The 23332-nt window shown below is 71.6% G+C and carries 20 protein-coding genes; 11 read left to right on the top strand and 9 right to left on the bottom strand.

Annotation, left to right across the window (positions count from 1 at the left end; all coding sequences use genetic code 11):
• Positions 1-18 precede the first annotated feature (18 nt).
• Positions 19-1959, bottom strand: a complete 1941-nt coding sequence (locus AYO52_RS11285; RefSeq protein WP_067717229.1) for a VanW family protein — start codon at positions 1957-1959, stop codon at positions 19-21.
• 195 nt (positions 1960-2154) lie between these two features.
• Positions 2155-3468: an acetyl-CoA C-acetyltransferase gene (locus tag AYO52_RS11290; protein ID WP_067717232.1), complete on the bottom strand. Its 1314-nt coding sequence runs from the start codon at positions 3466-3468 to the stop codon at positions 2155-2157.
• 123 nt (positions 3469-3591) lie between these two features.
• Between AYO52_RS11290 and AYO52_RS11295 the strand changes: the two genes are divergently transcribed.
• The 4 genes from AYO52_RS11295 (at position 3592) to AYO52_RS11310 (ending at position 8644) form a co-directional block, all read left to right on the top strand.
• The gene (locus AYO52_RS11295) at positions 3592-4941 is read left to right on the top strand and encodes a 3-oxoacyl-ACP reductase (protein WP_067717281.1); all 1350 of its coding nucleotides are present in this window, start codon (positions 3592-3594) and stop codon (positions 4939-4941) included.
• A gap of 6 nt (positions 4942-4947) precedes the next feature.
• Entirely contained in the window at positions 4948-5853 is a 906-nt protein-coding gene (locus tag AYO52_RS11300) for a MaoC/PaaZ C-terminal domain-containing protein (RefSeq protein WP_067717235.1), read from the top strand.
• A 211-nt stretch (positions 5854-6064) separates the two neighbouring features.
• Entirely contained in the window at positions 6065-7294 is a 1230-nt protein-coding gene (locus AYO52_RS11305) for a sorbosone dehydrogenase family protein (protein WP_067717238.1), read from the top strand.
• Between the two features lie 186 nt (positions 7295-7480).
• Positions 7481-8644: a sorbosone dehydrogenase family protein gene (locus tag AYO52_RS11310; RefSeq protein ID WP_067717241.1), complete on the top strand. Its 1164-nt coding sequence runs from the start codon at positions 7481-7483 to the stop codon at positions 8642-8644.
• A gap of 5 nt (positions 8645-8649) precedes the next feature.
• On the opposite strand, the gene AYO52_RS11315 is transcribed toward AYO52_RS11310, so the two are convergent.
• Together AYO52_RS11315 and AYO52_RS11320 are read right to left on the bottom strand one after the other, a co-directional pair.
• Positions 8650-9456 (bottom strand): fructosamine kinase family protein, encoded by an 807-nt coding sequence (locus tag AYO52_RS11315; protein ID WP_253702098.1) that lies wholly within the window; start codon positions 9454-9456, stop codon positions 8650-8652.
• Positions 9449-10738, bottom strand: coding sequence for an MFS transporter (locus AYO52_RS11320; RefSeq protein ID WP_253702101.1), 1290 nt, complete (start codon positions 10736-10738; stop codon positions 9449-9451). The genes AYO52_RS11315 and AYO52_RS11320 overlap by 8 nt, the downstream gene beginning before the upstream one ends.
• Positions 10739-10816: 78 nt before the next feature.
• Between AYO52_RS11320 and AYO52_RS11325 the strand changes: the two genes are divergently transcribed.
• The 4 genes from AYO52_RS11325 (at position 10817) to AYO52_RS11340 (ending at position 15262) form a co-directional block, all read left to right on the top strand.
• Positions 10817-11758 (top strand): SRPBCC domain-containing protein, encoded by a 942-nt coding sequence (locus AYO52_RS11325; RefSeq protein WP_067717248.1) that lies wholly within the window; start codon positions 10817-10819, stop codon positions 11756-11758.
• Positions 11759-11950: 192 nt separating this feature from the next.
• Positions 11951-13003, top strand: a complete 1053-nt coding sequence (locus AYO52_RS11330) for a beta-ketoacyl-ACP synthase III (RefSeq protein WP_067717251.1) — start codon at positions 11951-11953, stop codon at positions 13001-13003.
• Positions 13004-13106: 103 nt separating this feature from the next.
• Complete coding sequence (locus tag AYO52_RS11335; RefSeq protein ID WP_067717254.1) at positions 13107-14195, top strand: SGNH/GDSL hydrolase family protein; 1089 nt, start codon at positions 13107-13109, stop codon at positions 14193-14195.
• A gap of 80 nt (positions 14196-14275) precedes the next feature.
• Positions 14276-15262: an SGNH/GDSL hydrolase family protein gene (locus AYO52_RS11340; protein WP_067717256.1), complete on the top strand. Its 987-nt coding sequence runs from the start codon at positions 14276-14278 to the stop codon at positions 15260-15262.
• 131 nt (positions 15263-15393) lie between these two features.
• Here AYO52_RS11340 and AYO52_RS11345 read toward each other — a convergent pair whose 3' ends face one another.
• The 5 genes from AYO52_RS11345 to AYO52_RS11365 all read right to left on the bottom strand — a co-directional run bounded on the left by AYO52_RS11345 (position 15394) and on the right by AYO52_RS11365 (position 19628).
• Positions 15394-16680 (bottom strand): Dyp-type peroxidase, encoded by a 1287-nt coding sequence (locus tag AYO52_RS11345; RefSeq protein ID WP_067717259.1) that lies wholly within the window; start codon positions 16678-16680, stop codon positions 15394-15396.
• Positions 16673-17317, bottom strand: a complete 645-nt coding sequence (locus AYO52_RS19200) for a copper chaperone PCu(A)C (RefSeq protein WP_082923959.1) — start codon at positions 17315-17317, stop codon at positions 16673-16675. The genes AYO52_RS11345 and AYO52_RS19200 overlap by 8 nt, the downstream gene beginning before the upstream one ends.
• Positions 17314-17949: a hypothetical protein gene (locus AYO52_RS11355; protein WP_067717262.1), complete on the bottom strand. Its 636-nt coding sequence runs from the start codon at positions 17947-17949 to the stop codon at positions 17314-17316. The genes AYO52_RS19200 and AYO52_RS11355 overlap by 4 nt, the downstream gene beginning before the upstream one ends.
• Positions 17950-17982: 33 nt before the next feature.
• Positions 17983-18480 (bottom strand): NUDIX domain-containing protein, encoded by a 498-nt coding sequence (locus tag AYO52_RS11360; RefSeq protein ID WP_067717265.1) that lies wholly within the window; start codon positions 18478-18480, stop codon positions 17983-17985.
• A gap of 119 nt (positions 18481-18599) precedes the next feature.
• The gene (locus tag AYO52_RS11365; RefSeq protein ID WP_067717268.1) at positions 18600-19628 is read right to left on the bottom strand and encodes a hypothetical protein; all 1029 of its coding nucleotides are present in this window, start codon (positions 19626-19628) and stop codon (positions 18600-18602) included.
• A 424-nt stretch (positions 19629-20052) separates the two neighbouring features.
• Here AYO52_RS11365 and AYO52_RS11370 point away from each other — a divergent pair, with 424 nt between their 5' ends.
• The 3 genes from AYO52_RS11370 (at position 20053) to AYO52_RS11380 (ending at position 23036) form a co-directional block, all read left to right on the top strand.
• Entirely contained in the window at positions 20053-21504 is a 1452-nt protein-coding gene (locus AYO52_RS11370) for a hypothetical protein (protein WP_067717271.1), read from the top strand.
• A gap of 71 nt (positions 21505-21575) precedes the next feature.
• Positions 21576-22514: a PspA/IM30 family protein gene (locus tag AYO52_RS11375; protein ID WP_067717274.1), complete on the top strand. Its 939-nt coding sequence runs from the start codon at positions 21576-21578 to the stop codon at positions 22512-22514.
• A 27-nt stretch (positions 22515-22541) separates the two neighbouring features.
• The gene (locus AYO52_RS11380) at positions 22542-23036 is read left to right on the top strand and encodes an SRPBCC domain-containing protein (RefSeq protein WP_067717278.1); all 495 of its coding nucleotides are present in this window, start codon (positions 22542-22544) and stop codon (positions 23034-23036) included.
• The last annotated feature ends 296 nt before the right edge of the window (positions 23037-23332 follow it).

Consider the following 23332-nt stretch of genomic DNA (forward strand, 5'->3'; position numbering starts at 1 on the left):
AACTAACGGAGATGCCCACTAGTTGCCGGGCACGCCGGGAATGCGGAACTCCGGTAGGCCCGGGATCCGGATCGGGTCACCGGGTCCGGGGAGCGCGGGCGGCGGTGGTGGCGGTGACGAGGTGGGATCGTCGTCCTCGGGAGTCTCGGCCCGGCACACGATCCGGTCTCGCGGCGCGTAGCTCGACGAGACGGTGTCGGTGCTCACGGTGTCGCCGCCGCGCAGGACGACCCGGGTCACGCGGGCGGTGTACCCGTCTGCGCCCGGACTCGGGGTACACCCGGCCGTGCCGACGACCCGGGTCTGGGCCCGCCGGATGTCGGTCCGGGGGGCCGTCGAGACCCTCACCGTGTACTCGGGCGTCCCCCACAGCCGGACCGTCACCGAGTTGCCGCTACCCGATGCATCGATCACCAGGCCGGTGTCCTGGGCGTTTCGGAATCCGACGTCGGCCGAGGCGGTGGCATCGCGGCCCGCCGGGAACGCGTCGCCGTCGACACCGCGGGAGCTGCGGACGAGGTCCTGTGCGCCGGAGTCAAACGCAGCGTTGAACAGGGCGGTGGCGACGGCGTCGGCGGACACGTCTCCGGAGACGGTGCCGGCGACCTCCGCCATGGAGAAACTCCCGCCCGCCGGGATGAAGTGCCCGGCCAGCGAGGCGATCATCGACTGGGCCTGTCCGCTCGCGCCGACGGCCACCGTGAACTGGCCGACGGGCTCGCGGATGCCGGCCCGCTCGGCCTCCGCGGTGGTCAGCTCGGGGTCGCGGCCCACGTAGCCGACGGGGAGCACGCGGGGGCCGTCGACGTCGGTGAGTTGCCCGGGCAGCCGACCGAGCAGCGGGCCCCATTCGACGGTGCGTCCCTGGACCGCGGGCACGATGGTGGCGCTCGACCCGCTGAACTCGAAACTCGCGTCCCTGCCCACCTGCTCGGTCTCCTCCAGGAGCGGGTCCAGGATCCCCTTGGCGGCGTCGGCGTCGAAGCGGGGCTCGAGCACGCCGCCCTCGCGGACGAAGCTGAGGTACTCCCCGATCCGGTCGCGGGGGAAAAGCACCGGCACCGCGCCCGGGTCGTCCGGGTCGACCATCTCGATCTCCCGCTCGGCGGGCTCGGGCCGCTCGCGCCCGGGGGCCGATGGCGGGGCGGGGAGCCTGGTGGTGACGGTGATGGTCGCCGGCTCGGTGCCGTCGTCGCGCATCCGCGAGGCCAGCAGCGTCAGGTCCCGGGAGGCGGCGGGCTCGGCCACGTCCCGGATCAGCGCCCGCACCTGCTCGGCGTCGGTCTCGGTGGGCGTGTAGTCGACGGGCAGGTCCACTCCGTCGTCGTCGAGCCAGTGCTCGAGCACCGCGTCGCGGGAGTTCTCGATCTGTAGGCGCTGCCCGTCGAGCGGGATGGCCGAGCGGACCTGATCCCGGTCGAACCAGATGGCGCCCTCGCGGGGTTCGAAGTCCGCCTGGAGGGCGAGGCGCTCGAGGAAATCGGTCAGCCGGGCGTCCGGGATGACGCTGGCGATCCCGACCTCGGTCGACCACACCACGCTGATCAGCCGCTTCAGCGGGTTGAGGGGCTGTTCACCGCCCCGGTCGAGCGTGCCCTGCCAGTCCACCGACAGGCCGACCGAGTCGGGGTCCAGCGTGGTCGACACGGCCCCGGCGCGCAGATCCACCTCGTCGTCGACCCGCGGTCCGAGCTCGGCGATCAGTCGCTGTTCGGCGTCGGCGGTCCGCATCCCGCCCACCTGGATGCCGGCGACCTCCGTCCCGCGCGGGACCCGGCCGATGCTGTGCACAAGATCGAAGCCGTACAGGACCGCGAGTGCCATGAACAGGCCCACACCGGTGTAGATCCACCGCGACCGCACCCGGTACCGATGTCGGTCGGACGCAGCCGGGAGCGGGCCCGCGCCCTCGATCGCGACGGGGCGTGCCGGGGTGTCGTCATCGTGGGACTCGACCACGCGTCATCCACCTCCTCCCGAGCGGGGGACGGCGGAACCCCGCGGGCCGCCGGCCGGGGACGTCCCCGCCCGAACCACTGTGAACACCACTATGACGGACCGATACCGATGAGTGCAGCCCCCGCGCCGGACGCGGGGGCTGCGCTCATCGGACTCACGGGACGAGCCCGCGGCGAGATGGACGAGGTGCGGGGGTCAGCGCTCCACGATCGCGGTGACGCCCTGGCCGCCCGCGGCGCAGACGGAGATGAGCGCCCGGCCGGAGCCCTTCTGCTCGAGCAGCTTGGCCGCGGCGGCCAGGATGCGGCCGCCGGTGGCGGCGAACGGGTGACCAGCCGCCAGCGACGAGCCGTTGACGTTGAGCTTGGAGCGGTCGATCGACCCCAGGGCCTTGTCCAGGCCCAGGCGCTCGGTGCAGTACTCCTCGGACTCCCACGCGGCCAGGGTGGCCAGCACCTGCGAGGCGAACGCCTCGTGGATCTCGTAGTAGTCGAAGTCCTGCAGGGTCAGGCCGTTGCGGGCCAGCAGCCGCGGCACCGCGTAGGTGGGGGCCATGAGCAGCCCGTCGGGCGTGCGACCGTCGTGGCCGTGGACGAAGTCCACCGAGGCGGTCTCCGAGTCCACCAGGTAGGCGCGGACCGGCAGTTTGTTCTCCTTCGCCCACTCCTCGCTGGCCAGCAGCACGGTGGAGGCGCCGTCGGTCAGCGGGGTGGAGTTGCCGGCCGTCATGGTGGCCTCGGTGCCGTGGGCCTCGGCGTCGCGCTTGCCGAAGACCGGCTTGAGCTTGCCCAGCTTCTCTTCGGAGGAGTCGGGCCGCATGTTGTCGTCGCGGGCCACGCCGAGGTAGGGCGTCACGAGGTCGTCCTGGAAACCGGACTCGTAGGAGGCGGCGAGGTTGTGGTGGCTGGCGACGGCCAGCGCGTCCTGGTCGGCGCGCGTCACCCCCATCTCGCGGGCGGTGATGGCGGCGTGCTCACCCATCGACAGCCCGGTACGCGGCTCGGCGTTCTGCGGCTGCTCGGGCACGAGGCCCTGCGGGCGGATCTCGCCGAGGAGCTTCAGGCGGTCGACGGTGGACTTGGCGGAGCTGACCTTGATGAGGGTCTTGCGCAGGTCGTCGTTCACCGAGAGCGGCGCATCCGAGGTGGTGTCGGTGCCTCCGGCGATGCCGGACTCGATACGCCCGAGGGCGATCGCGTCGGCCACCTGGATCGCGGCGGCCAGGCCGGTGCCGCAGGCCTGCTGGACGTCGTAGGCCGGGCTGGCCGAGTCGAGCACCGAGCCGATCACCGACTCGCGGGTGAGGTTGAAGTCGCGGGAGTGCTTGAGCACGGCGCCGGCGACGACCGACCCGACGCGCTTGCCCTGGAGGTTGTAGCGGCTGGCCAGTCCGTCGATCGCGGCGGTGAGCATGTCCTGGTTGGAGGCGTCCGCGTACTTGCCGTTCGAGCGGGCGAAGGGGATTCGGTTGCCGCCGACGATGGCGACCTTGCGGGGGCTGGTGGTCACGTGTGTCACTCCCGTTGTGTTCTCGGTGTCCGGTGGCCCGAAACGCGGCCCTGCACGTATTGTTACTCAGCAGTAAGTTACTTGTCGACCCGTAGTACCGCACCTCTCCAGGAGATGATCGCCATGGCACAGGGCAACCTCGACCTCTACTCGCAGTTCGTGACCTCGGCCCCGGGGTCGTTCATCGCCGGCAAGGTCGGCCTCCCGCAGCCGGAGCAGCTGCGTCGGTACGAGGCCGGACAGCCCGCCCTGCACGGTCCCGTCCTCATCGGCGGCGAGGGCCGCCTGGCCGAGCCCGTCCGGGAGATGCTGGTCGGCGACTACGAGCTGGCCGCCGCGGGCGCCGAGGGCAAGTTCGCCGGCCTCGTCTTCGACGCCACCTCGCTGCGTCGCCCGGAGGACCTCAAGGCCCTGTTCGAGTTCTTCAACCCGGTCGTCCGCAACGTCGCCGCCAGCGGCCGCATCGTCGTGCTGGGCACCACCCCGGAGGAGACGGGCTCGGTCGAGGAGCGCATCGCCCAGCGCGCGCTCGAGGGCTTCACCCGCTCGCTCGGCAAGGAGATGAAGCGCGGCTCCACCGTCCAGCTCGTGTACGTCTCCCCCGACGCCGACGCGGGAGCCTCCGGGCTCGAGTCCACCCTGCGGTTCATCCTGTCCGGCAAGTCGGCGTACGTCGACGCGCAGGTGTTCCGCGTGGGGGCCGGCTCGGCCACCGCCCCGGCATCGTGGGACCGCCCGCTCGAGGGCAAGCTCGCCGTCGTCACCGGCGCCGCCCGCGGTATCGGCGCCGAGATCGCGGCCGTGCTCTCCCGCGACGGCGCGCACGTGATCTGCTGCGACATCCCGGCCGCCGGAGAGTCGCTGTCCGCCACCGCCAACAAGGTCGGCGGCACCTCGCTGCCGCTGGACGTCACCGCCGCCGACGCCGCCGAGGTCCTGGCCAAGCACGTGACAGAGCGTCACGACGGCCGCGTCGACGTGCTCGTCCACAACGCCGGCATCACCCGTGACAAGACGCTGGCCGGCATGGACAGCGCCCGCTGGGACTCCGTCATGGCCGTCAACCTCATCGCCCCCGAGCGCATCACCGCCGAGCTCGCCGAGAAGGGCGTGCTGGGCGAGGGCTCGCGCGTCGTGGGTGTGTCCTCGATGGCCGGCATCGCCGGTAACCGCGGCCAGACCAACTACGCGGCTTCGAAGGCCGGTGTCATCGGGTTCGTCAACGGCGCCTCGGCCGAGCTGGCCTCGAAGAACGTCACCGTCAACGCCGTGGCGCCGGGCTTCATCGAGACGCAGATGACGGCCGCCATCCCGTTCGCCACCCGCGAGGCCGGCCGTCGCATGAACTCCATGCAGCAGGGCGGTCTGCCGGTCGACGTGGCCGAGACGATCGCCTACTTCGCCAACCCCGCCTCGTCCACGGTCACCAACAACGTGATCCGCGTGTGCGGCCAGTCCCTGCTGGGTGCGTGATCTGACGTGGAGTACACCCGCCTTCCCGCCATCCCCAACCTGCTCGCCCAGTACGGCAAGGCCGCGGTGGGAGCCCTGCCCGTCGTGGGCGGCTCCCGCGACGGCAAGGCCATGCCGTCGAAGGGCGTCGAGGTCGCCGGCGTGCGCGTGGACGTGGCCAACTTGGCCGCCTACGCCCGCGTCTGTGGCCTGCGGCTGACCGACGAGCTGCCGCTGACCTACCCGTTCACCCTGGCGTTCCCGCTGAGCATGCAGCTCATGCTGGATCCGGACTACCCGGTGCCGGCGATGGGGTCGGTGCACCTGACCAACGAGATCGAATCGCGCCGCCCGCTGCGGGTCGGCGACGAGCTCAACATCCGGGCGCACGCCGAGAACCTGCGTGAGCACCCCGCCGGGTTGCTGCTGGACGTGGTCACCGAGATCCGTACCGGTGACGACGACGAGCCCGCCTGGGTGCAACGGTCGGGCCTGCTCTCGAAGCGGCGGACCTCGCTGACCCCGGCCAAGGACGCCCCGCGCCCGCCGAGGCCCGAGCCGCCGACCGCGGCCGAGATCGGCGACCCCACCGTGGTGAAGTCGGTGTCCGAGGCGCAGATCGCGGAGTACGCGGCCGTGTCCGGGGACCGCAATCCCATCCACGTGTCCAAGGTGGGCGCGAAGGCGTTCGGCTTCCCGAACGTCATCGCCCACGGCATGTGGACGGCCGCCACGCTGCTCGGCACGGTCGAGGGCGGGATCCCCGAGCGGGCCCGCTACTCGGTCGAGTTCGGCAAGCCCGTGATCCTGCCGGCCAGGCTGGGCATCTACGCCCGTCGCGGCGGCGCCGGGGATCCCGCCTGGTCGCTGACCGTGCGCAATCCCAAGAAGCTGGGCACCGTGCACGCGACCGCGAGCATCGAGGAGCTCTAGGCCCCACCCGGCACGCGGCCCGACCGGGCTCCGTCGTCGAGAAGAGCGTCCCGCACACCTGCCTCTCGGGCGACGTGTGCGGGACGCTCTTCTCGTCGCCGGGCCGGACCCGCCGGGCCGAGATCCGGTGTCGCGCGGCCCGCGCGTCGAATAGGTTCGGCCGCAGGGAGGGAGCCCTTCCGGATCCCCTCACCCCGGCCCAGGAGTAGCTGTGCACCGCACCGAGTTCCCCCGCCTCCTCGCCCGGCCGGCCGCGCTCGTGGCGGTGGCCGTGGTCGTCACGCTCACCGCCTGCTCGACGACCGGCGACCCGGATGGCGTCGGCTCCGGCGGCACCGACTCCGGTGGCGCCCCGGGCGCCGGCCCAGTCGGGTCGCAGCCCCCCGGGCACCCTGCCACGCAGGGCCCCGTCGTCGAGGTGGAGACGGTCGCCGACGGGCTGACGATCCCCTGGGACGTCGTCCGCGACCCCGAGGGCGTCATCGTCACCGGCGAGCGGGGTTCGGGCACCCTGTACGCGATCCGCGGGAGCGGGGAGCGGACCGTTGTCGACGCGGACTTCGGCGAGCTCTACGACCGGGGCGAGAGCGGCCTGATGGGGATGGCACTGGCAAGGGACTTCGCCACCAGCCGCGAGGTCTACACCTGCCATTCCTCGGCCGAGGCGGACGACAACCGCGTCACCTCCTGGACCGCCACCGAGGACTGGTCCGCCCTCCAGTCGCCACGGGTTCTCGTGGACGGCATCCTGCTGGCCGACCGGGGCCTGCACTCGGGCTGCCGCATCCTGGTCCACCCGGACGGCACTCCGTACATCGGCACCGGCGATGCGTTCACCGGCCCGGCGCCCCAAGACCTCGATGCGCTCTCGGGCAAGATCCTGCACGTCACCCGCGACGGCGAGCCGGCCGACGACACCATCGGCGACTCCCCCGTCCTGACGTACGGTCACCGCAACGTGCAGGGGCTGGCCCTGCGGCCGGACTCCGATCAGATCGTCGCCGCCGAGCACGGGCCGGATGTCGACGACGAGGTGAACCTCGTGCTCCCCGGGTCCAATTACGGGTGGGACCCGGACTCCGGCGGCCGATACGACCAGGACGTGCCGATGACCGACACCCGCGACTTCCCCGACGCGGTGGAGGCGTCGTGGCGATCCGGGGACCCGACCCTCGCGCCGGGCGGGATCGCGTTCCTCGACGACCCCGCGTGGGGCGAGTGGGACGGCGCCCTGGCGGTCGCAATGCTCAAGACCAGCCAGATCGTCCTCATGACGCTGTCCGAGGACGGCACCTCCGTCACCGCGACCGCAGCGATCCTGCGAGGAGAACACGGCCGCCTGCGCTCGATCACCCCGGAGCCCGGTGGGTCGCTGCTCGTCACCACCTCCAACGGTGGTGGCGAGGATGAGATCCTGCGCGTCCGGCCCGCAGCAGGCTGAGACCCCACCCCGGCCCCGGACCGGTACCGCTGCCCGATTGTGGCCCATAGCCTGTGGCTCGCATCACTTCCCACACCACAGCAGGGAGTTCTCCGTGCACGACCGCCCCATGCCCCGTTCGTCCCGCACCCGCACCCTCGCAGGGGCCGCCGCCGCTGCCGCCGTCGTCACCTCGCCCTCCCCGCCATGGCGTCCGCCCAGTTCGGTTCGCTCGGACCCGGATCGACGGGGTCGGTGGACACTGGTTCGGTCCCACCTGGCCTGCTGTTCCCGCCGACCCCCGGCATCGGTGCCGGACCGGACGTCGAGATCGTCGAGGGTCCGGACGTCGAGACCGCCGTCGTCATGAACGGGCTGAACGTCCCGTGGGACGTGGTCCGCGCCCCGGACGGCACCCTCCTCACCGGCGAGCGCGGTGGCCGGATGTTCGTGCAGCGCCCGGGCGAGGAGCAGCGCACCGTGTCGATCGACCTGCCGGGCCTGTTCCGCCAGTCCGAGAGCGGCCTCATGGGCATGGCCGTGGACGCGGGCTTCGACCAGAACCGCGAGATCCACGTATGCTGGTCCCGCGCGGTCGGCGGCGAGCGAGACAACCGGGTCACGACGTTCGAGGTCGACGAGAACTGGACCACCATGACCAGGGTCCGTGACACCCTCACCGGGATTCCCCTCGGCGCCGACGGCATCCACAGCGGCTGCCGTCTGCTCGCCGCCCCCGACGGGTCGATCTACGTGGGCGCCGGAGACACCTACGGCCCGACCGGCCCACAGTCCCTCGACTCGCTGGCCGGAAAGACCCTGCACATCGACCCCGACGGCACCCCGGCCGGAGATTCCGACTCGGTGATCCACACGATCGGCCACCGCAACGTGCAGGGCCTGGCGATCGACCCGGACTCCGGGCGCGTCTACTCCGCCGAGCACGGCCCGGACGTCGACGACGAGGTCAACCTCCTCCAGTCCGGCGGGAACTACGGCTGGAACCCGAACGTCGGGGGGCAGTACAACCAGAACGTGCCGATGACCGACACCGAGGAGTTCCCGGACGCGATCGAGGCGGTCTGGTCCTCCGGGGCCCCGACCCTCGCGCCCGCCGACATCGAGTTCCTGGGACCGGAGTGGGGCGAGTGGGAGGGTGCGCTGGCGATGGCGAACCTCAAGACCCAGAAGTTGGTCCTGCTTCGGCTCGGCGATAACGGTCGCTCGGTCGTCGATGGGTCGGTGCTGCTCGAGGGCGAGTTCGGTCGCCTGCGGTCCCTGGCGCCCGAGCCCGACGGCTCGCTGCTGGTGACGACCTCCGACGCCGACAATCGCGACTCCGTGTTCCGCATCAGCCCGGCGGCGGGCTGACCGGCCTAGAGCCGTAGGACCTGCCGGGCGGCGTCGGCCAGCGCGATCGCGTAGCCGGCGCCGTGCCCGGCGGAGTGGGTGGCCAGCGGGTGCAGCTGATGCAGCGGGACCCTGTCGCGCCATCCCTCACGAAGCGGGTGCGCCTCGTCGTACCCGCGGAGGATCTCGTCCGGGTGCGGGGCGCCGAAGAGGGCCAACATGGCCAGATCGGTCTCGCGGTGGCCGCCGTGCGCGGCGGGGTCGATGAGCACGGCCCCGACGTCGTTCTCTCCGCCGCCCTCCCCTCCGGCCCGCGCCGGGGTCCACAGCACGTTGCCGGTCCACAGGTCGCCGTGGAGGCGCGCGGGGACGTCGCCGGGGTCGTCGAGTTCGCCGGACGCGACGCGGTCGCAGGCCCGCTCGACCACGGCGAGGTCGGCGCCGCCGAGGACACCGAGGTCCACCGCTATCCGGACGAACGGGCGGACCCGCTGCTCGGCGTAGAACTCGCCCCACGACGCGGTGGGCGCACACTCCTGGGGCCGGTTGCCGATGAAGCACCGGCCCGCCCAGCCGTCCGCGGGTGCGCCCCAGGCGGCCGCGCCCGCATCGTGCATCGCCGCCAGCGACCGACCGAACCGCAGAGCCGCCCGCGTCGTCGCGCGACCCGCGGGAATTCTCTCGAGGGTGATCTCGTCGTCGTCGACCTCCTCCACCCGGACCACCCTCGGCCCGCCGGGGGCCGCGGCGAGCCAGGCCAGACCCGCGGCCTCGTGGCGGAAGAAGTCGGGGCCGTGGCGGGAGCCCCTCTTGACGAACACCCGGTCATCCACGTCGATCTCCCCTCGTGTGGCGGCCGAGCAGCGGCCCCGCGAGCGCGGCGATGAGCACGCCGCCCACCAGCATCGGCACGACCGTCCAGCGCATCCCGACATGCTCCGCGATGAGACCGACGAGCGGCGGGGAGGCCAGGAAGCCCAGTCGCAGGACCCAGTTGAGCACCGCCAGGCCCGCGCCGGGAGCCAGGCCGGGCACGGAGTCGGCGGCGACCATCGCACCCGGGATCACGGTGGCGATGCCCCACCCGGCCAGCGCGAATCCCGCGAGCAGGACCATCAGCAGGGCGGGGCCGTCGAGCAGCGACGACGCGACCAGCGCAGCACCCGAGCCCAGCACCACGCACGCTCCGCCCATCCGGCCGACGTGCGCCGCGCCGAACCCCTCGACCGGGCGGTCACCGGTGACGCGACCGACGAGCTGCGTGCCCTGCACCGCGACGAACCCGAGACCCGCCAGGCCGGCGCCCGCTGCCGCGACCTCGCGCAGGTAGAGCGCGGACCAGGTCTGGGCGAAGTCCTCGACGAGGGTGGCGCATCCGGCGAGCACCCCCAGCGCGAGCAGGAGCAGCAGCGCGCGACCGACCGGCACGCGGCGGGAGACGCGCCGCTCGGCGGGAGACGACGCGGCGGACGGGGGCATGGTGTCGAGGTCGCGCCCGGAGTCGTCCTCGGCGACCGGCGGACCCAGCCGGAGGGGAAGTGCGGCCAGCGCGGCGAGCGCACAGACGACTCCCGCCAAGATCATCTGCCCCACCACCGGCGTGCCGGTGCCCGCGGCCACCGATCCCCCGGCCGCCCCGAGCGCCGCGCCGAGCGACCACACCGCGTGGAACCGGTTGATCAGCGACCTGCCGTGACGCGACTGCACGCGGATCCCGTGGGCGTTCATCGCCACGTCGGTGATCGCGTCAGTCAGCCCGAACAGCAGCAGCAATCCCGCGAACACGGCCACGACGGGCGAGAAGCCGACGAGTGCCGCGATACCCGACGCCACGACCATCGCCGCGACCGCGACCGCCCCGTCCGAATGCCGCCGCATCAACGCGGGGGTGAGCAGGCCGCCGACCAGCGCGCCGGCCGGATAGCAGGCCATGGCCAGGCCGAATCCGGCCGGGCCCAGGTCGAGCGCGTTCTTCAGGTCGGGCAGGCGGGGCACGATGGCGCCGAAGATCGCACCGTTGGCGGCGAAGAGCAGGGCGGTCGCTGCGATCGGTCCGCGGGTGGTACCGGTCCGGGCACTACCGCCACCCACTCGCCTCCCGGTCGTCGCACTCACGACCGCCACACTACGTCCGGCCGGCGCGCCGGTAGCGTTACGCGGCAAGAGCAGCGGACCGGTGAGGGGAGTACGCCCGTGTACGACGTGACGGCGGGGATCGAGACCGAGGACGGCGGTCGGCGCGTGGCGTGCCGGGTGCCGCTCCCCGTGGCGCCCGCGGTGGTGTGGGACGCGGTCGCCACCGGCGAGGGCATCTCCTCCTGGTTCGTGCCGTGCGCGATGGAACCCCAGGTCGGGGGCCGGATCGTGCAGTTCGCCGACCCCGGCGCCCCCGATCCCACGACCGGCCCGGAGGCCGCGGCCGAGGCGATGCTCACCGCGACGGTCGGCGAGATCACCGTCTACACGCCGCCCGCCGGGAGTGTGCCCGGACTGTTCTCCTACGCCGAGCGGGACTGGATGGGCGAGGGCGTCCCGGTGCCGCCGTGGGAGACGTCGTGTGAGGTGGTCGACGACGGCGAGGGCGGCAGCGTGCTCACCCTGCGGTCGGGGTTCGGCTCCGGCGGGCAACTGGCGGAGGAGTCTGTGGATGGCAGTCTCGACGGGTGGGTGCAGGCGCTGACGGTGCTGGCCCACCGGCTGACCCATCGCCCGGCCGACGGAGTGGTGACCGTGGACGCGGCCACCGATCCGGTCGAGGCCACGGTGCCGGAGCTGTGGGCCCGGGTCACGGCGGCGCTCATCGCCCCGGCGTCCGGTGTGGGCGGGAACCCGGGTGACGGCGGCGTGGTCGCCAGGTCCGGTGAGGTGGGCGGCATCGTGGCGACCGGGTCCGAGGCCTCGCGGACGCTCATCCTCTCGGCGCCGGCCGACGGCATGCTCGAGCTGTTCGCCTTCCCCGCCGGCGAGACCCACGAGGACGCCGTCGGCCGGGCCGCGCTGGCGGTGCGGGTGTTCGAGTACGTCGACGCCCCCGGTAGCGACGGCCGACCGCTCGGGGCCGCCGCAGTGGACGTCCCTCCTACCTGGGACGCGCCGCGCTGGCGGGAGTGGCTCGAGGGGCTCGCCCGCGGGTGAGCCGGGTGCCCACGCGCCTGGACGCTGTCGGCGGTGGGCATCGCCGGGGGTGGGCGCTGTCGGGGGCGAAACGTCGCGGTCGTATGCGCCGATGTTCCCACCGACCCCAGTACTGTTGCGGGGAAGTAACGTCACGGGCCGCGTGAGCACGGCCCGATCCCGAACCGCACACCGACGAGGAGCTACATCCGTATGGCGGATTCCAACGAGACCGTGACCATCGCGACCAGCGGGGGCGCCACCGGCACCACCCTGCTGGGTATCGGCGCGTACCGCCCCGGGCGCGTCGTCAGCAACGAGGAGATCTGCGAGACGATCGACTCGACCAGTGAGTGGATCTACGAGCGGTCCGGGATCCTCAACCGCCGTTTCGCGAGCGCCGACGAGTCGATCGTCATGATGTCCACCGAGGCGGCGAAGAAGGCCGTGGTCTCCGCCGGGATCGACCCCGAGTTCGTCGACGCGGTCATCCTGTGCACGTCGACCAACTGGACGCAGGTGCCCCACGCCGCGCCCCAGGTGGCCACGAACCTCGGACGTAACGGCATCGCCGCGTTCGACCTCACCGCCGGCTGCGCCGGGTTCGGGTACGGCCTGGCGGTCGCGACGAACATGATCCGTGGCGGCGCCTCCCGGTACGTCGTGGTGATCGGTGTGGAGAAGATGAGCGACGGCATCGACTTCACCGACCGCAACACGGCGTTCATCTTCGGCGACGGCGCCGGTGCCGCGGTGGTGGGCCCCTCCGAAACCAACGACATCAGCCCGGTGGTGTGGGGTTCCGACGGCGAGCAGGGCAGCGCCATCAGCCAGACCAAGGACTTCAAGGCCTACATCGACGAGGTCGACTCCGGCGCCGAGGACGTACTGCAGCCCTACCTGACCATGGACGGGTCCAAGGTGTTCCGCTGGGCCGCGGTGCAGGTCTCGAAGGTGTGCGCCGAGACGCTGGAGACGGCGGGCGTGACCGCGGAGCAGATCCAGGCATTCGTCCCGCACCAGGCCAACGGCCGTATCAACTCGGCGATGGCCAAGCACCTCGGTCTGCCCGACACCGTGGCGATCGCGAATGACATCGAGCAGACCGGCAACACCTCGGCCGCCTCGATCCCGCTGGCCATGGAGGCCATGCTGCGCGAGGGCCAGTCCAAGCAGGGCGACGTCGCACTGTGCATCGGGTTCGGCGCCGGCCTCTCCTACGCCGGCCAGGTCGTCCGACTCCCCGCGGCCCCGCCCGTCGACTGACGGGCCGGGCGTCCCTCCCGGGGCCTCCCGAGGCCTCCCCGCGTGCCCCGGAAGGCCTCGGGAGGGACGCCAACTAGACATGTGTTGATGAGACAGTGATCCCATGCACACTTCTCCTCCCCGCCGCGCCGCGAGCCGCCTGGTCGCCGGTGCCGTCGCGGCCACCGCCGCCCTGCTGTCCCCGCTGCTGGCGGCCCCCGCCGGGGCCGCTCCCGCCATCCCAGGCCCCATCGCCCCGCAGGCCTCCCCGCTCGAGCTCGCCGCCGGGTCGGCGCAGACCCTGGGCGGCACCATCGCCGGTCAGGTGACCGGTACCGGGATGGGCCCGACCGTCCTGTCGGGTGCGGGCACCGGCCCGTCCAAGTATGTGGCTCTCGGCGACTCCTACGCGGCCGTCGGGAAGATCGCACCCGGCGCGTGGGGGGCCGGCCCCGTCGCCTGCGTCCGCACGGACGACGCCTATCCCACCGTGGTGGCCCGCGAGCTGGGGGTGGGCACGTTCGTCAACGCCAGCTGCGGTGGCGCGGTGGCCGACGACTTCCTCGCGGTCGGCCGGACCGGGGCTCCTCCCCAGTTCGACGCCCTCGACGCCGATACCGACCTGGTGACCATGACGATCGGCGGTAATGACGTGGGCTTCGCCGCCGTGATCGTGGCGTGCGCCCTGCGGCCCAACACCGCACCCGAGCTGTTGCCGCTCGTCGACGGCGCGACGGCGAGCCTGTCGAAGGGCTTCGATCCCACCGCCGGGTGCTCGGACGTCATCGACAGGCAGGCCGCCCGCGCGCTCGAGACTCTCGACCAGCGCATGGACGCGGTGTACGCCGGGATCGCCGAGCGCGCACCGCAGGCCCGCGTGGTGACGGTCGGGTACCTGGCCGCGGTGCCCGCGGACGACCGGATCATCGAGCAATCCCCGGCCTGCGCTCCGTTCATGGCGATCAGCCGGGAGGAGCGGGCCAAGGTCCGCGGCTTCCAGGACAGCATCAACCGCGTCGTCCGCGACGCCGCCGAGCGCAACGGCGCCACTGTCGTGATCCCCGATGAACCGGGCCACTCGATGTGCACCCCGCCCGAGAACCGCTGGGTGGACTTCACCGGGCTGGACACGGGCGCGGTGCCGGTCCATCCGACCACCGCCGGCCATGCGCACGTCGCGGATCGGGTGCTCGCCGCGCTGGGCGATGCCTGAGTTCAGTCACGTCACCTGACGACTGTCCAGTTGGGCCCAATTCGGTAACGAAGCGGCGTCGATGAGAGAACATTGAGCTCATGCTCACCACTCCTCGGCGCCGCTTCGCCGGTTCCCGCACCCTCACCACCTCCCTCGCCCTGGCCGCGTCCGTCGTCCTCACGGCCACACCCGTCGCTGGTGCCCAGTCCATCACCCAGGCGGACGGCACGATCGCCGTCAGCTCCCTCGGCGCCACCAACGATATCCCGGGCAGTGTCGCCGGGTCGCTCGGCTCGCTCTCGACTCCGGCCTACGCCGACTACGTGGCGCTCGGCGACTCCTATGCCGCGTTCGGGGACCAGACGGAGCCCGTGGTCACGGATGGCCCCGCCGCCCGGTGCGGCCGCAGTCTGACCAACTATCCGAATGTGCTCGACGTGAATACGGCGATCGGCGAGCTCGCCGACGCTACGTGCGGCGGAGCGGTGACCGAAGACATCTTCGAGGAGCAGCACTCGGGCGTCGCGCCCCAGATCGACGCTCTCGACTCCGACACCGATCTGGTAACCCTCTCCATCGGCGGCAACGACGTCGGTTTCGGCGCCATCGTCGAGTGCATTTCCGGTGGCGCTCCCGGAGCTCCCCTCGATTGCAGGGGCCAGCTGGACGACCAGGTCAGCACCGCCATCGCCAACGTCTTCGGCAAAGTCGGCGCGGTCGACAAGGTCTATGCGGCGATCAAACAGCGCTCGCCCGGTGCGACCGTGATCGCCACCCAGTACCTGCCTCTTCTCCCCGCCTCGAACGAGGACGGTTGTCAGTTCACCCAGTTCATCGGAGTGGACAACCTGAACTGGGCTCGCGAGGTGACCGCGAGGATTAACGACGCCGTCAACGCCGCCGCCGTCCGCAACGGCCACGTCTCCGTCTTGCCCGTCGACACCACCGTCGACCGCAGCGCCTGCGGAGAGGCTGACGAGCGCTGGACCGACTTCACCGGCGGGGCCCCGACCAACGCGTACCCAATGCACCCCACCTCACTGGGCCAGCAGGCCATGGCGCAGGCGATCGCTGCCGCCATCTGACCGCCGCCACTCCGGTACGACCACAGCCGCCCCTGGGGATGGCGTCTCGCGCGCACCGAAGCGCGCGCCGGACGCCACGCCCGGGGGCGGCTGCGTCGTGAGGCGGGCGGCTGCGTCGTTGGGGGCGCCCGTCAGCCCTCGAACAGCCCCTGCCCCACGTACCCGCCCTCCGGTGCACCGGGCGGGAGCGCGAACACCGCCGACCCGATGGGGATGGTCCACGTGTTGAGCGCGTCCTGCTCCGCGAGCCGCCGCTGAACCGGCACATATGTCCGCACGGGGTCGGCCTGATAGGCGGTGAACAGCAACCCGGAGTTGCTGATCTCGCCGCCCTCCGGCGGGTCGTCGTAGTTGTACGGCCGCCGGAGCATGGCCTCGCTCCGGTCGAGCTGCCGCGCCCGCACGATGTGGGACTCCGGCGGGATCACCGGCAGGCCCACCTCGTCGACCGCGTCGAAGTCGGCCGGGTCGTGCTCGTGCACCCCGGTCAGCGGCGCGCCGGTGTCGAGCCGCCGGCCGACGCTCAGCTCGCGTGAGGTGCGGTCGATCTCCTCCCACGTGTCCATCGTCATGCGGATCCGACGCAGCACGAGCGAGGACCCACCCCGCATCCACCGCTGGACCTGCCCGTCAGACGAGGTGCCGTCGGAGAACAGGACCTGATCGAAGTCCACGTCCTGCTCGGTGGGGTTGACGGTGCCGTCGACCTGCCCGAACAGATTGCGCTGGGTCCGCCCGGTCGGGTCGGTGCCGACGGCTTTGCGGAAGCCCCGCTGCACCCACTTCTGTCGCGCGACCCCCCGCACGCCGGAGGCCAACACCCGGGCGGCGTGGGAGACGATCACCGGGTCGTCGGCGCAGATCTGCAGCAGCAGGTCCCCTTCGGACCACCGGTCCTCGAGTCGGTCGATCTGTGGGAACGCCGGCAATTGAGCGAGCCACGTGGGCCGCTTGTCCGGCATCCCGATCGCGTCGAACAGCCCGGGGCCGAACCCGATCGTCACCGTGAGCCGCGCCGGATCCTCGGCGAGCTCGGGTTCGAGGTCGGCGAGTCCGCCTCGCCCCCGGGTGAGCCGGGCGGCGTCCTGGGACCACGCCCGCAGGACTCCCTGGATCTCCGTGCGGGTCGCCCCCGGGACGATGTCGAACGCCACGAACGCCGCATGCGATTGCGGACGCGTGGTGATGCCGGCCTGGTGCGGGCCGTGGAACGGTTCGGTGGCCGCCCCGACGACCCGTGAGTCGGCGACGGTCTTCCAGTCTCGGATCGCCTCGTCGTCGTCTACGACGCCTCGCCCCGCGTATCCCGCCGCACCGCCCAGGACAGTGCCACCGACGACGCCGGCACCCACCGCCGCCGCGACGCCGCCGCTGAGCACCGACCGCCGGGACAGGCCGCGACGGTCCTGCTCAGCCATCGCTGCCCATGCCCCCGCTCATCTCGCCGTGACCGCCGCCGACGTACTCCTCTTCCCCGCCCCGGAAGTCGCGGGCGGAGACGGTGACGTCCTGCTCGGCGCCGTCGAACTCGAGGGTGAGGGTGATCTGCTGGCCGGTGGTGATGGGTCGCCCCAGCTCCATGAGCATGATGTGGTTGCCGCCGGGTTCCAGGACGAGCTCGCCGCCGGCGGGGATGACGAAGCCGTCCTCGCGTTCCTGCATCATCATCCCGCTGGCGCCGGGGACGGTCTCGTGCAGTTCGGCGCTGCCGCCGAGGTCGCTGTCGACGCCGGTCAGGTGCAGGTCGGTGTCGCCGGGGTTAGTGATGGTGCCGAAGACGCCGGTCATCTCCGTGCCGGTGGCCTTGGCCCAGCCGTCGTCGAAGGTGACGGGCGTGGAGGCGGCGGAGTCTGCGGTGTCGGCCGCGGCGGCGGGAGTGGCTACGGTCGTGGTGTCGGTGTCGTCGGTCGCGCAGGCGGCGGTGAGGGCGAGCGCGAGTGCGGTGGCCGCGGCGAGAGCGGCACGGGTGTGGGTACGCATGGCGTGGGAGTCCTTGATGTGGTGTGTGTGATCGCCCGGCAGCGCGGGGCGCGTACCGGTGCGGGTGGTGGTCACACCGCCACGGGCGGCGCGCGGGTTCCCCCGCGGGCCAGGAGGAACCGTCCGCGGGGGACGTCGGCGTCGTAGGAGGCCAGGAGTCGGGCGACGACGACGAGGTGGGCCGTCGCCACCATGGGCGGTGTCCGAGCCGCCAGCCAGGACAGTGTCCCGGAGAGGATCGCGACGAGCGCGAGCGTCGTCGCGATCGCTGCCACGTGGGCGCCCAGCATCCCCGGGGTGAGCAGTGTTGACGCGGAGGATGCGGGGACGAGGCCGACGGCGTCCATCGCGGCCCGGACCGCTGCCGGGTCGGTGGTGTGGTGACCGAGCGCTCCGGGTGCGCCGGCGGCGCCGTGGGTGTGGCCGGAGGCCAGTACGAGGTGGACGAGTCCCTGCCCCGCGATCAGGCCGGCCGCGGCGGCGAGGACGGGGGTCCGGCGGCGGGCGACGGCGGCGGTCACCACGCCGACCCCGGCGCTCGCGGACGCGACGGAGAGGATCTGGCCCGACGTGGGCGGGCCCGCCAGGGCGCCGGCGGCGAGACCGTGGGCGCTGATGCCGAACACGCCGCTGACCAGCGCCACCACGATGCCGACGGCCGCGGTCACCGCGGGCGGGACCTCGGCGCGGAGGCGGTCGGCGGACATGACTCGATTCTATGCCCCGGGGGGTGTGGTGGACTATCCGGTGGTGGGGCCCTCGGTGGTGGTGACGATGCGGGCGCGTTCCTCGTCGGCCAGCCCGGCGTCGATCCGGGCGAGCATGTGGGGTCGCATCTCAGGCAGGTCGTCGACGTCGAACCAGCGGACGTCGGTGTTCTCCCCGTCGGCCGGGTGCGGGTCGCCGTCCAGGTAGGTGCAGGCGAAGGTGTGGTCGATGTACTGGGCTTGGTCGCCGTTGTCGTAGGTGACCATGCGGGAGACGCCGATGGAGGCGACGCGGTCGACGCGGATGGCCACCGCGGCTTCTTCGTGGGCTTCGCGGACGGCGGCGTCGGCGGGGTGTTCGCCGGGGTCGACGATGCCGGTGACGGGCGTCCACCAACCGTTGTCGCTGCGCCGGACCAGGAGCACGCGGGCTGCATTGGGATCCCGGATGACCGCGGTCGCCCCGGCCAGCCACAGCGGGGCGGTGCCCACGTGCTTGCGGAGTTCGAGGACGAAGTCGGGGGTGGCCATGTCCGAGAGCGTATCCGGGGGGCCGAAATGGCGGATCCCCCGCCGACCGTGTGGTCGACGGGGGATCGCCGGAGAGCTATCCGGTTGCTGACTCAGTCAGCGGCGGAGGGGGCAGAACCTCAGTTCTGCTCCTCCTCGGGCTCGCACTCGTCCTGCTCCATGGAGCCGTTGCTCTTGAGGAAGTCGATGGCCTCCGGCGGGAGGTTGCAGACGAGGCCCACGTTGATCTCGGGGAGCGGCGGGAGGTTCACGCCGCCGGAGACGACGAGTCCAAGGCCGATCCCGGCTCCGGCCAGCGAACCGAGGGCCAGGAGGGTGCCGGCGTCCGAACCCGCGCCCGAGCCGGGGACGTCAATGTCGCCCGAACCGAAGTCGGAACCGGTGCCCCCCGTCAGCGAGCCCAGGTCCAGGTTGCCGTCAGCGTCCGTCGAACCCGCACTCAGCGAATCAAAGGGGTCGGTGATGCTCCCGAGCGAGCCCAGGTCGAGGTTTCCGTCAGCATCCGTCGAACCCTCAGTGATCGAACCGAAGTCAGGAGCATCCTCACCCGTCGAACCCTCGGTCAGCGAACCCAGATCGAGGTTTCCGTCAGCATCGGTCGAACCCGCACTCAGCGTATCGAATGAATCCGTGATGCTCCCGAGCGAGCCCAGGTCGAGGTTGCCGTCAGCATCCGTTGAACCCTCGGTGATCGAACCGAAGTCAGGAGCGTCCTCACCCGTCGAACCCTCGGTCAGCGAACCCAGGTCGAGGTTGCCGTCAGCATCCGTCGAACCCTCAGTGATCGAACCGAAGTCAGGAGCATCCTCACCCGTCGAACCCTCGGTCAGCGAACCCAGATCGAGGTTGCCGTCAGCATCCGTCGAACCCTCAGTGATCGAACCGAAGTCCGGAGCATCCTCACCCGTCGAACCCGACAACAGCCCGTCCGAGCCAGTGGGCAGGTCCTCGAGATCCGGAAGCTCGGTCGCGTCCGAGCCAAGAGCGAGACCGAGGTCCAGGGCGAGCTCGCCGGAGCCAAGTGCTCCACCAAGGTTGAGTCCGAGCTCGGCACTGCCGGTGCCCTGAGCGTTGGCGATGCCCGGCATGCCGCCGAGCACGAGTCCGGAGGCCGCGATGACGGCCATCATCCGCTTGGAGTTCTTCATAGGAATTGCCTTCCTGTTGTCGTTGACGACGCGGCGATTCGGAATCTCCCCCTGCTCGCCGGCCCGGCACGTGGCCTTGACCACCCGCCGTTCGATCGTGTCATCACCATATCGAGGTAATACTCAGGGCTGTTACACCACGCTCTTCTATGACACAGCAACACGCCAACGATGGGCGGTTGGCCAACCTCGCAGCTAGACGCCAAATCGGGCCCCACACTGGCGTTCTCGGCCCACGACCTCGGCATATGTAAGTATTAAGAAATAAACTCGCTTTAAGTGATTACTGGCAATTGCCCGTTAGGTGAGTTTAATCACACATTCGGGTGGTGGCGCCGTCAAGGAGTCCAAGACTGGGCGGAGTTGAACCACGCCGACCGAAGTTGAGGTTAACCTCGGATTATCCCCAACCTTCAGGAGCGTCATGGCATCGAGCACCACCGGAGTCCTCTTCCCCACCGATTCCTCCGGGAACCGCTCGACCGGACGGCTGGCCAAGGACGTCGTCGCCGACGCACTCGCCACCGTGGACCCGGCCGCCTCCGAGCGTGTCCACCGGATCAAGGACTGGCGTAAGGGGTACATCGATCCCTTCACCGAACTCGTCAGCGCCGGGGTGTCCGACCCGGCGGCCTGGGACGGTGTCGCGCGGGCCGCCCTCGAGTCGCTGCAGTCCCGCATGGTCGGCGTGCACGACACAGCCGGGCAATCCGTGGAGACCCCGATGTCGGATTACCTCGCCGTCGTCGCCCCCACCACCACGCCGGCCACGGACACGATCCAGGGCACGGCGACCCCGGTCCGCGAGTTGTCCATCCCCTTCCGCGGCGAGGAACTGACCGGCGACCTCCTGCGCGCCCGGCTGGACACGTGGGTCGCGGCCAGTGTGATCGAACCCAGCTGCGCCGACGCGCTGAAGCTGGTCCAGGACAACCCGCAGTGGCTCTCCCTGCCCGGCCGCGCCATGCTCGTCCTGGGCCTCGGCTCGGAGATGGGGCCCGCCCGCCGCCTCCTGCAGTGGGGCGCCGACGTGATGGGCGTCGACCTGCCGTCGAGTCCGGCGTGGGAGCGCTTCCGCGAACAGGCATCGACATTCGCCGGGCGCCTGCACGTCCCCACCGGACCGGACGGCCGCCCCGGCATCGACCTGCTCACCCAGCTCCCCGAACTCGCGGCATGGGCCAGGGCCGCAGCCCCCGCACCGCTCACCGTGGGCAGCTACTTCTACGCGGACGGCGGAACCCACGTCCAGCTCTCCTCCGCGGCGGACGCCCTCGTCGTCGACCTCCTCCGCGACAACACCGCCACCGCGCTCGCCTACCTCGCCACCCCGATGGACACCTTCATCGTCCCCGCGGACGTGCGGGAGGCCGCCAACGCGGCACTCGCGTCGCGCAAGATCACCGACGTCAAGCGACTCGTCGGTTCCGTCGCCCGCGGCAAGGTCTTCGCCCGCAACTACCCCGCCGGCCACGGCCCGGCGATCCACGACGCCCTCGTCCCCCAACAGGGCCCCAACTACACTCTCGCCAAGAGAGTGCAGCGGTGGCGCGCCACCACCGCGTTCGCCGACGGACACACCGTCTCGGTCAACGTTGCCCCCGCCACCGACACCCACTCGGTGACCAAGAACAAGATCCTCGCCGCCACCTACAAGGGCGCCTACGCCTTCGGCATCGAGATCTTCGCGCCCGACACCTCCGCCGCCCTGCTCGCCGCGCTGATGGTCCACGACCTCAACGTGGGCCGACCGCAGGTGGACGTGCAATGGCAGCACGAGTCGTCGGGAGCGGCATCCGGCGGACTGTGGCGTCAGCCGTACCTGCCACGGACCGCCCTGCCGGTGGCCGCGCTGATCGGTACCGTCAAGAGGTAGGAACACGCACCGCACCGCCGTCGGGACACCTGACACCGACCCCTGACACCGAGACATCTAAGGACGCCGCCATGCCGAACCCCTTCGCCAAGGGCTGGAACTACCTCAAGGCCTCGCTGGACAAGTCGGTCGACGACAACGCGGACCCCAAGATCCTCGTGCACCAGGCGATGAACCACGCGCGCGACCAGCACAAGTCGGTGTCCGACCAGGCGGCCGCGGTGATCGGCAACGCCAAGCAGCTCGAGATCGCCATGGGCACCAAGACGCGGCAGCTCGACGAGGTGCAGGGACAGATCCGTCAGACCCTGCAGGTGGCCGAGCAGGCGCGCGCCGAGGGCGACACCGCCCGCGCCCAGCAGTTCGACACCCAGGCCGAGCAGCTCGCCGGGCGGCTGGTGGCACTGGAACAGGACCTCGACCACACCAAGCAGCTGCACGGCCAGGCGGTGCAGGCCGCAGAGCAGGCCAAGCAGGCGGTGAAGGAGTCCGAACAGCGGCTGCGCGAGACACTGGCGCAGGAGGATCAGCTGCTCCTGCAGGCCACCCAGGCCGAGATGCAGCACCGGACCACCGAGTCCATGACCTCCCTGCAGGGCGCCGGCGGCGGCAACTCCCCGACCTTCGACGAGATCCGCGCCAAGATCGAGGGCCGCTACACCACCGCACTGGGCAAGCAGGAGCTCGCCGAGGCGACCGGCGCAACATCGACCGCACAGCTCGACGCCGCCGCGTTCACGCGCGAATCCGAGGGCAAGAGCAAGCTCGAGCAGATCCGCGCCTCGATGGGGCTCGACTCGGGTTCCGACTCCGGTGCCGACCGCCAGCTCACCGGAGGCGAGGGGCAGTCCGGGTCGTCGGCGGGGTCGCCGGCCGCGTCGTCCACCGGCCAGGCCGGGGCGCCCGGCCAGGCGGACCCGGAGGCCCCGAGGGACCCCGACGAGGCGACCGACCAGCCGAGCCCCGAGGACCTCTCCGGGCCCACGCTCCCCCGGGACACCAGGGAGTAGCCCCGGGCTATCGGCGAAGGAGTCGCCATGACCGCCACACCCCGGGCCTCCGGATACCTCGCCCCGTCGGGCGCCGTGGTGTTCCCCCGCCGGCTGCCCATGTCCCGTGACCAGGCGTGGGCGGCCGTCACCGATCCGGCCCGCACCGCACGCTGGATCGGGTCGTGGTCGGGCGACCCGGCGTCGGGCACCGTCGAGATGACGATGTGCGCCGAGGAGGGCTCACCCGCAGAGACCGTTGAGGTACTACGGTGTGAGGCGCCGAACCTCGTCGTCGTCAGGATCGGACCGGACGGCTGGGTGGTCACCGTGCGCATCGAGGGTGACGACGACGAGGTCACCATCTCCCTGGAACAGGACATCGCGGACGCCGAGTCCGCGTCCGACATCGGTCCCGGGTGGGACTTCTATCTGGACCGGTTGGTCGAGGCCGAGGCGGGCTGTGATCCGGAGGCCCTGCGCTTCTCCCCCGACTACCACCCCGCCCTGGCCGACCACTACCGGGCGTTGCTGCGCGGCTGAGACGGTAGGTCCCGCTGCGGTCTTCGACTGCGCGCCCTCCACCTGTTTTCGCAGTTGAGAGCCTCATGTCGGACCCCCTTGCTAGTGTTCCCTCAATCGAACACACAGGCGAATCAGGGTCGTGCGGTCAACCGCCGGCAAGGGGGTGCACATGCGGGAGACGACTACCGGGGATGATGCCGGAGCGGTGGCCGGCAGTCCCGCCGTCACCGCCGCCAGCTCCGCAGCCCTGGCGGCACTGCACGCCGAGAATCGCGCGGCCGCCGCCCGGCTGCGCGCCTGCCACGACCTGTGGG

Origin of the sequence: Dietzia sp. 111N12-1 (genome assembly GCF_001658045.1) — a bacterium.
Classification (GTDB): Bacteria; Actinomycetota; Actinomycetes; order Mycobacteriales; family Mycobacteriaceae; genus Dietzia; species Dietzia kunjamensis.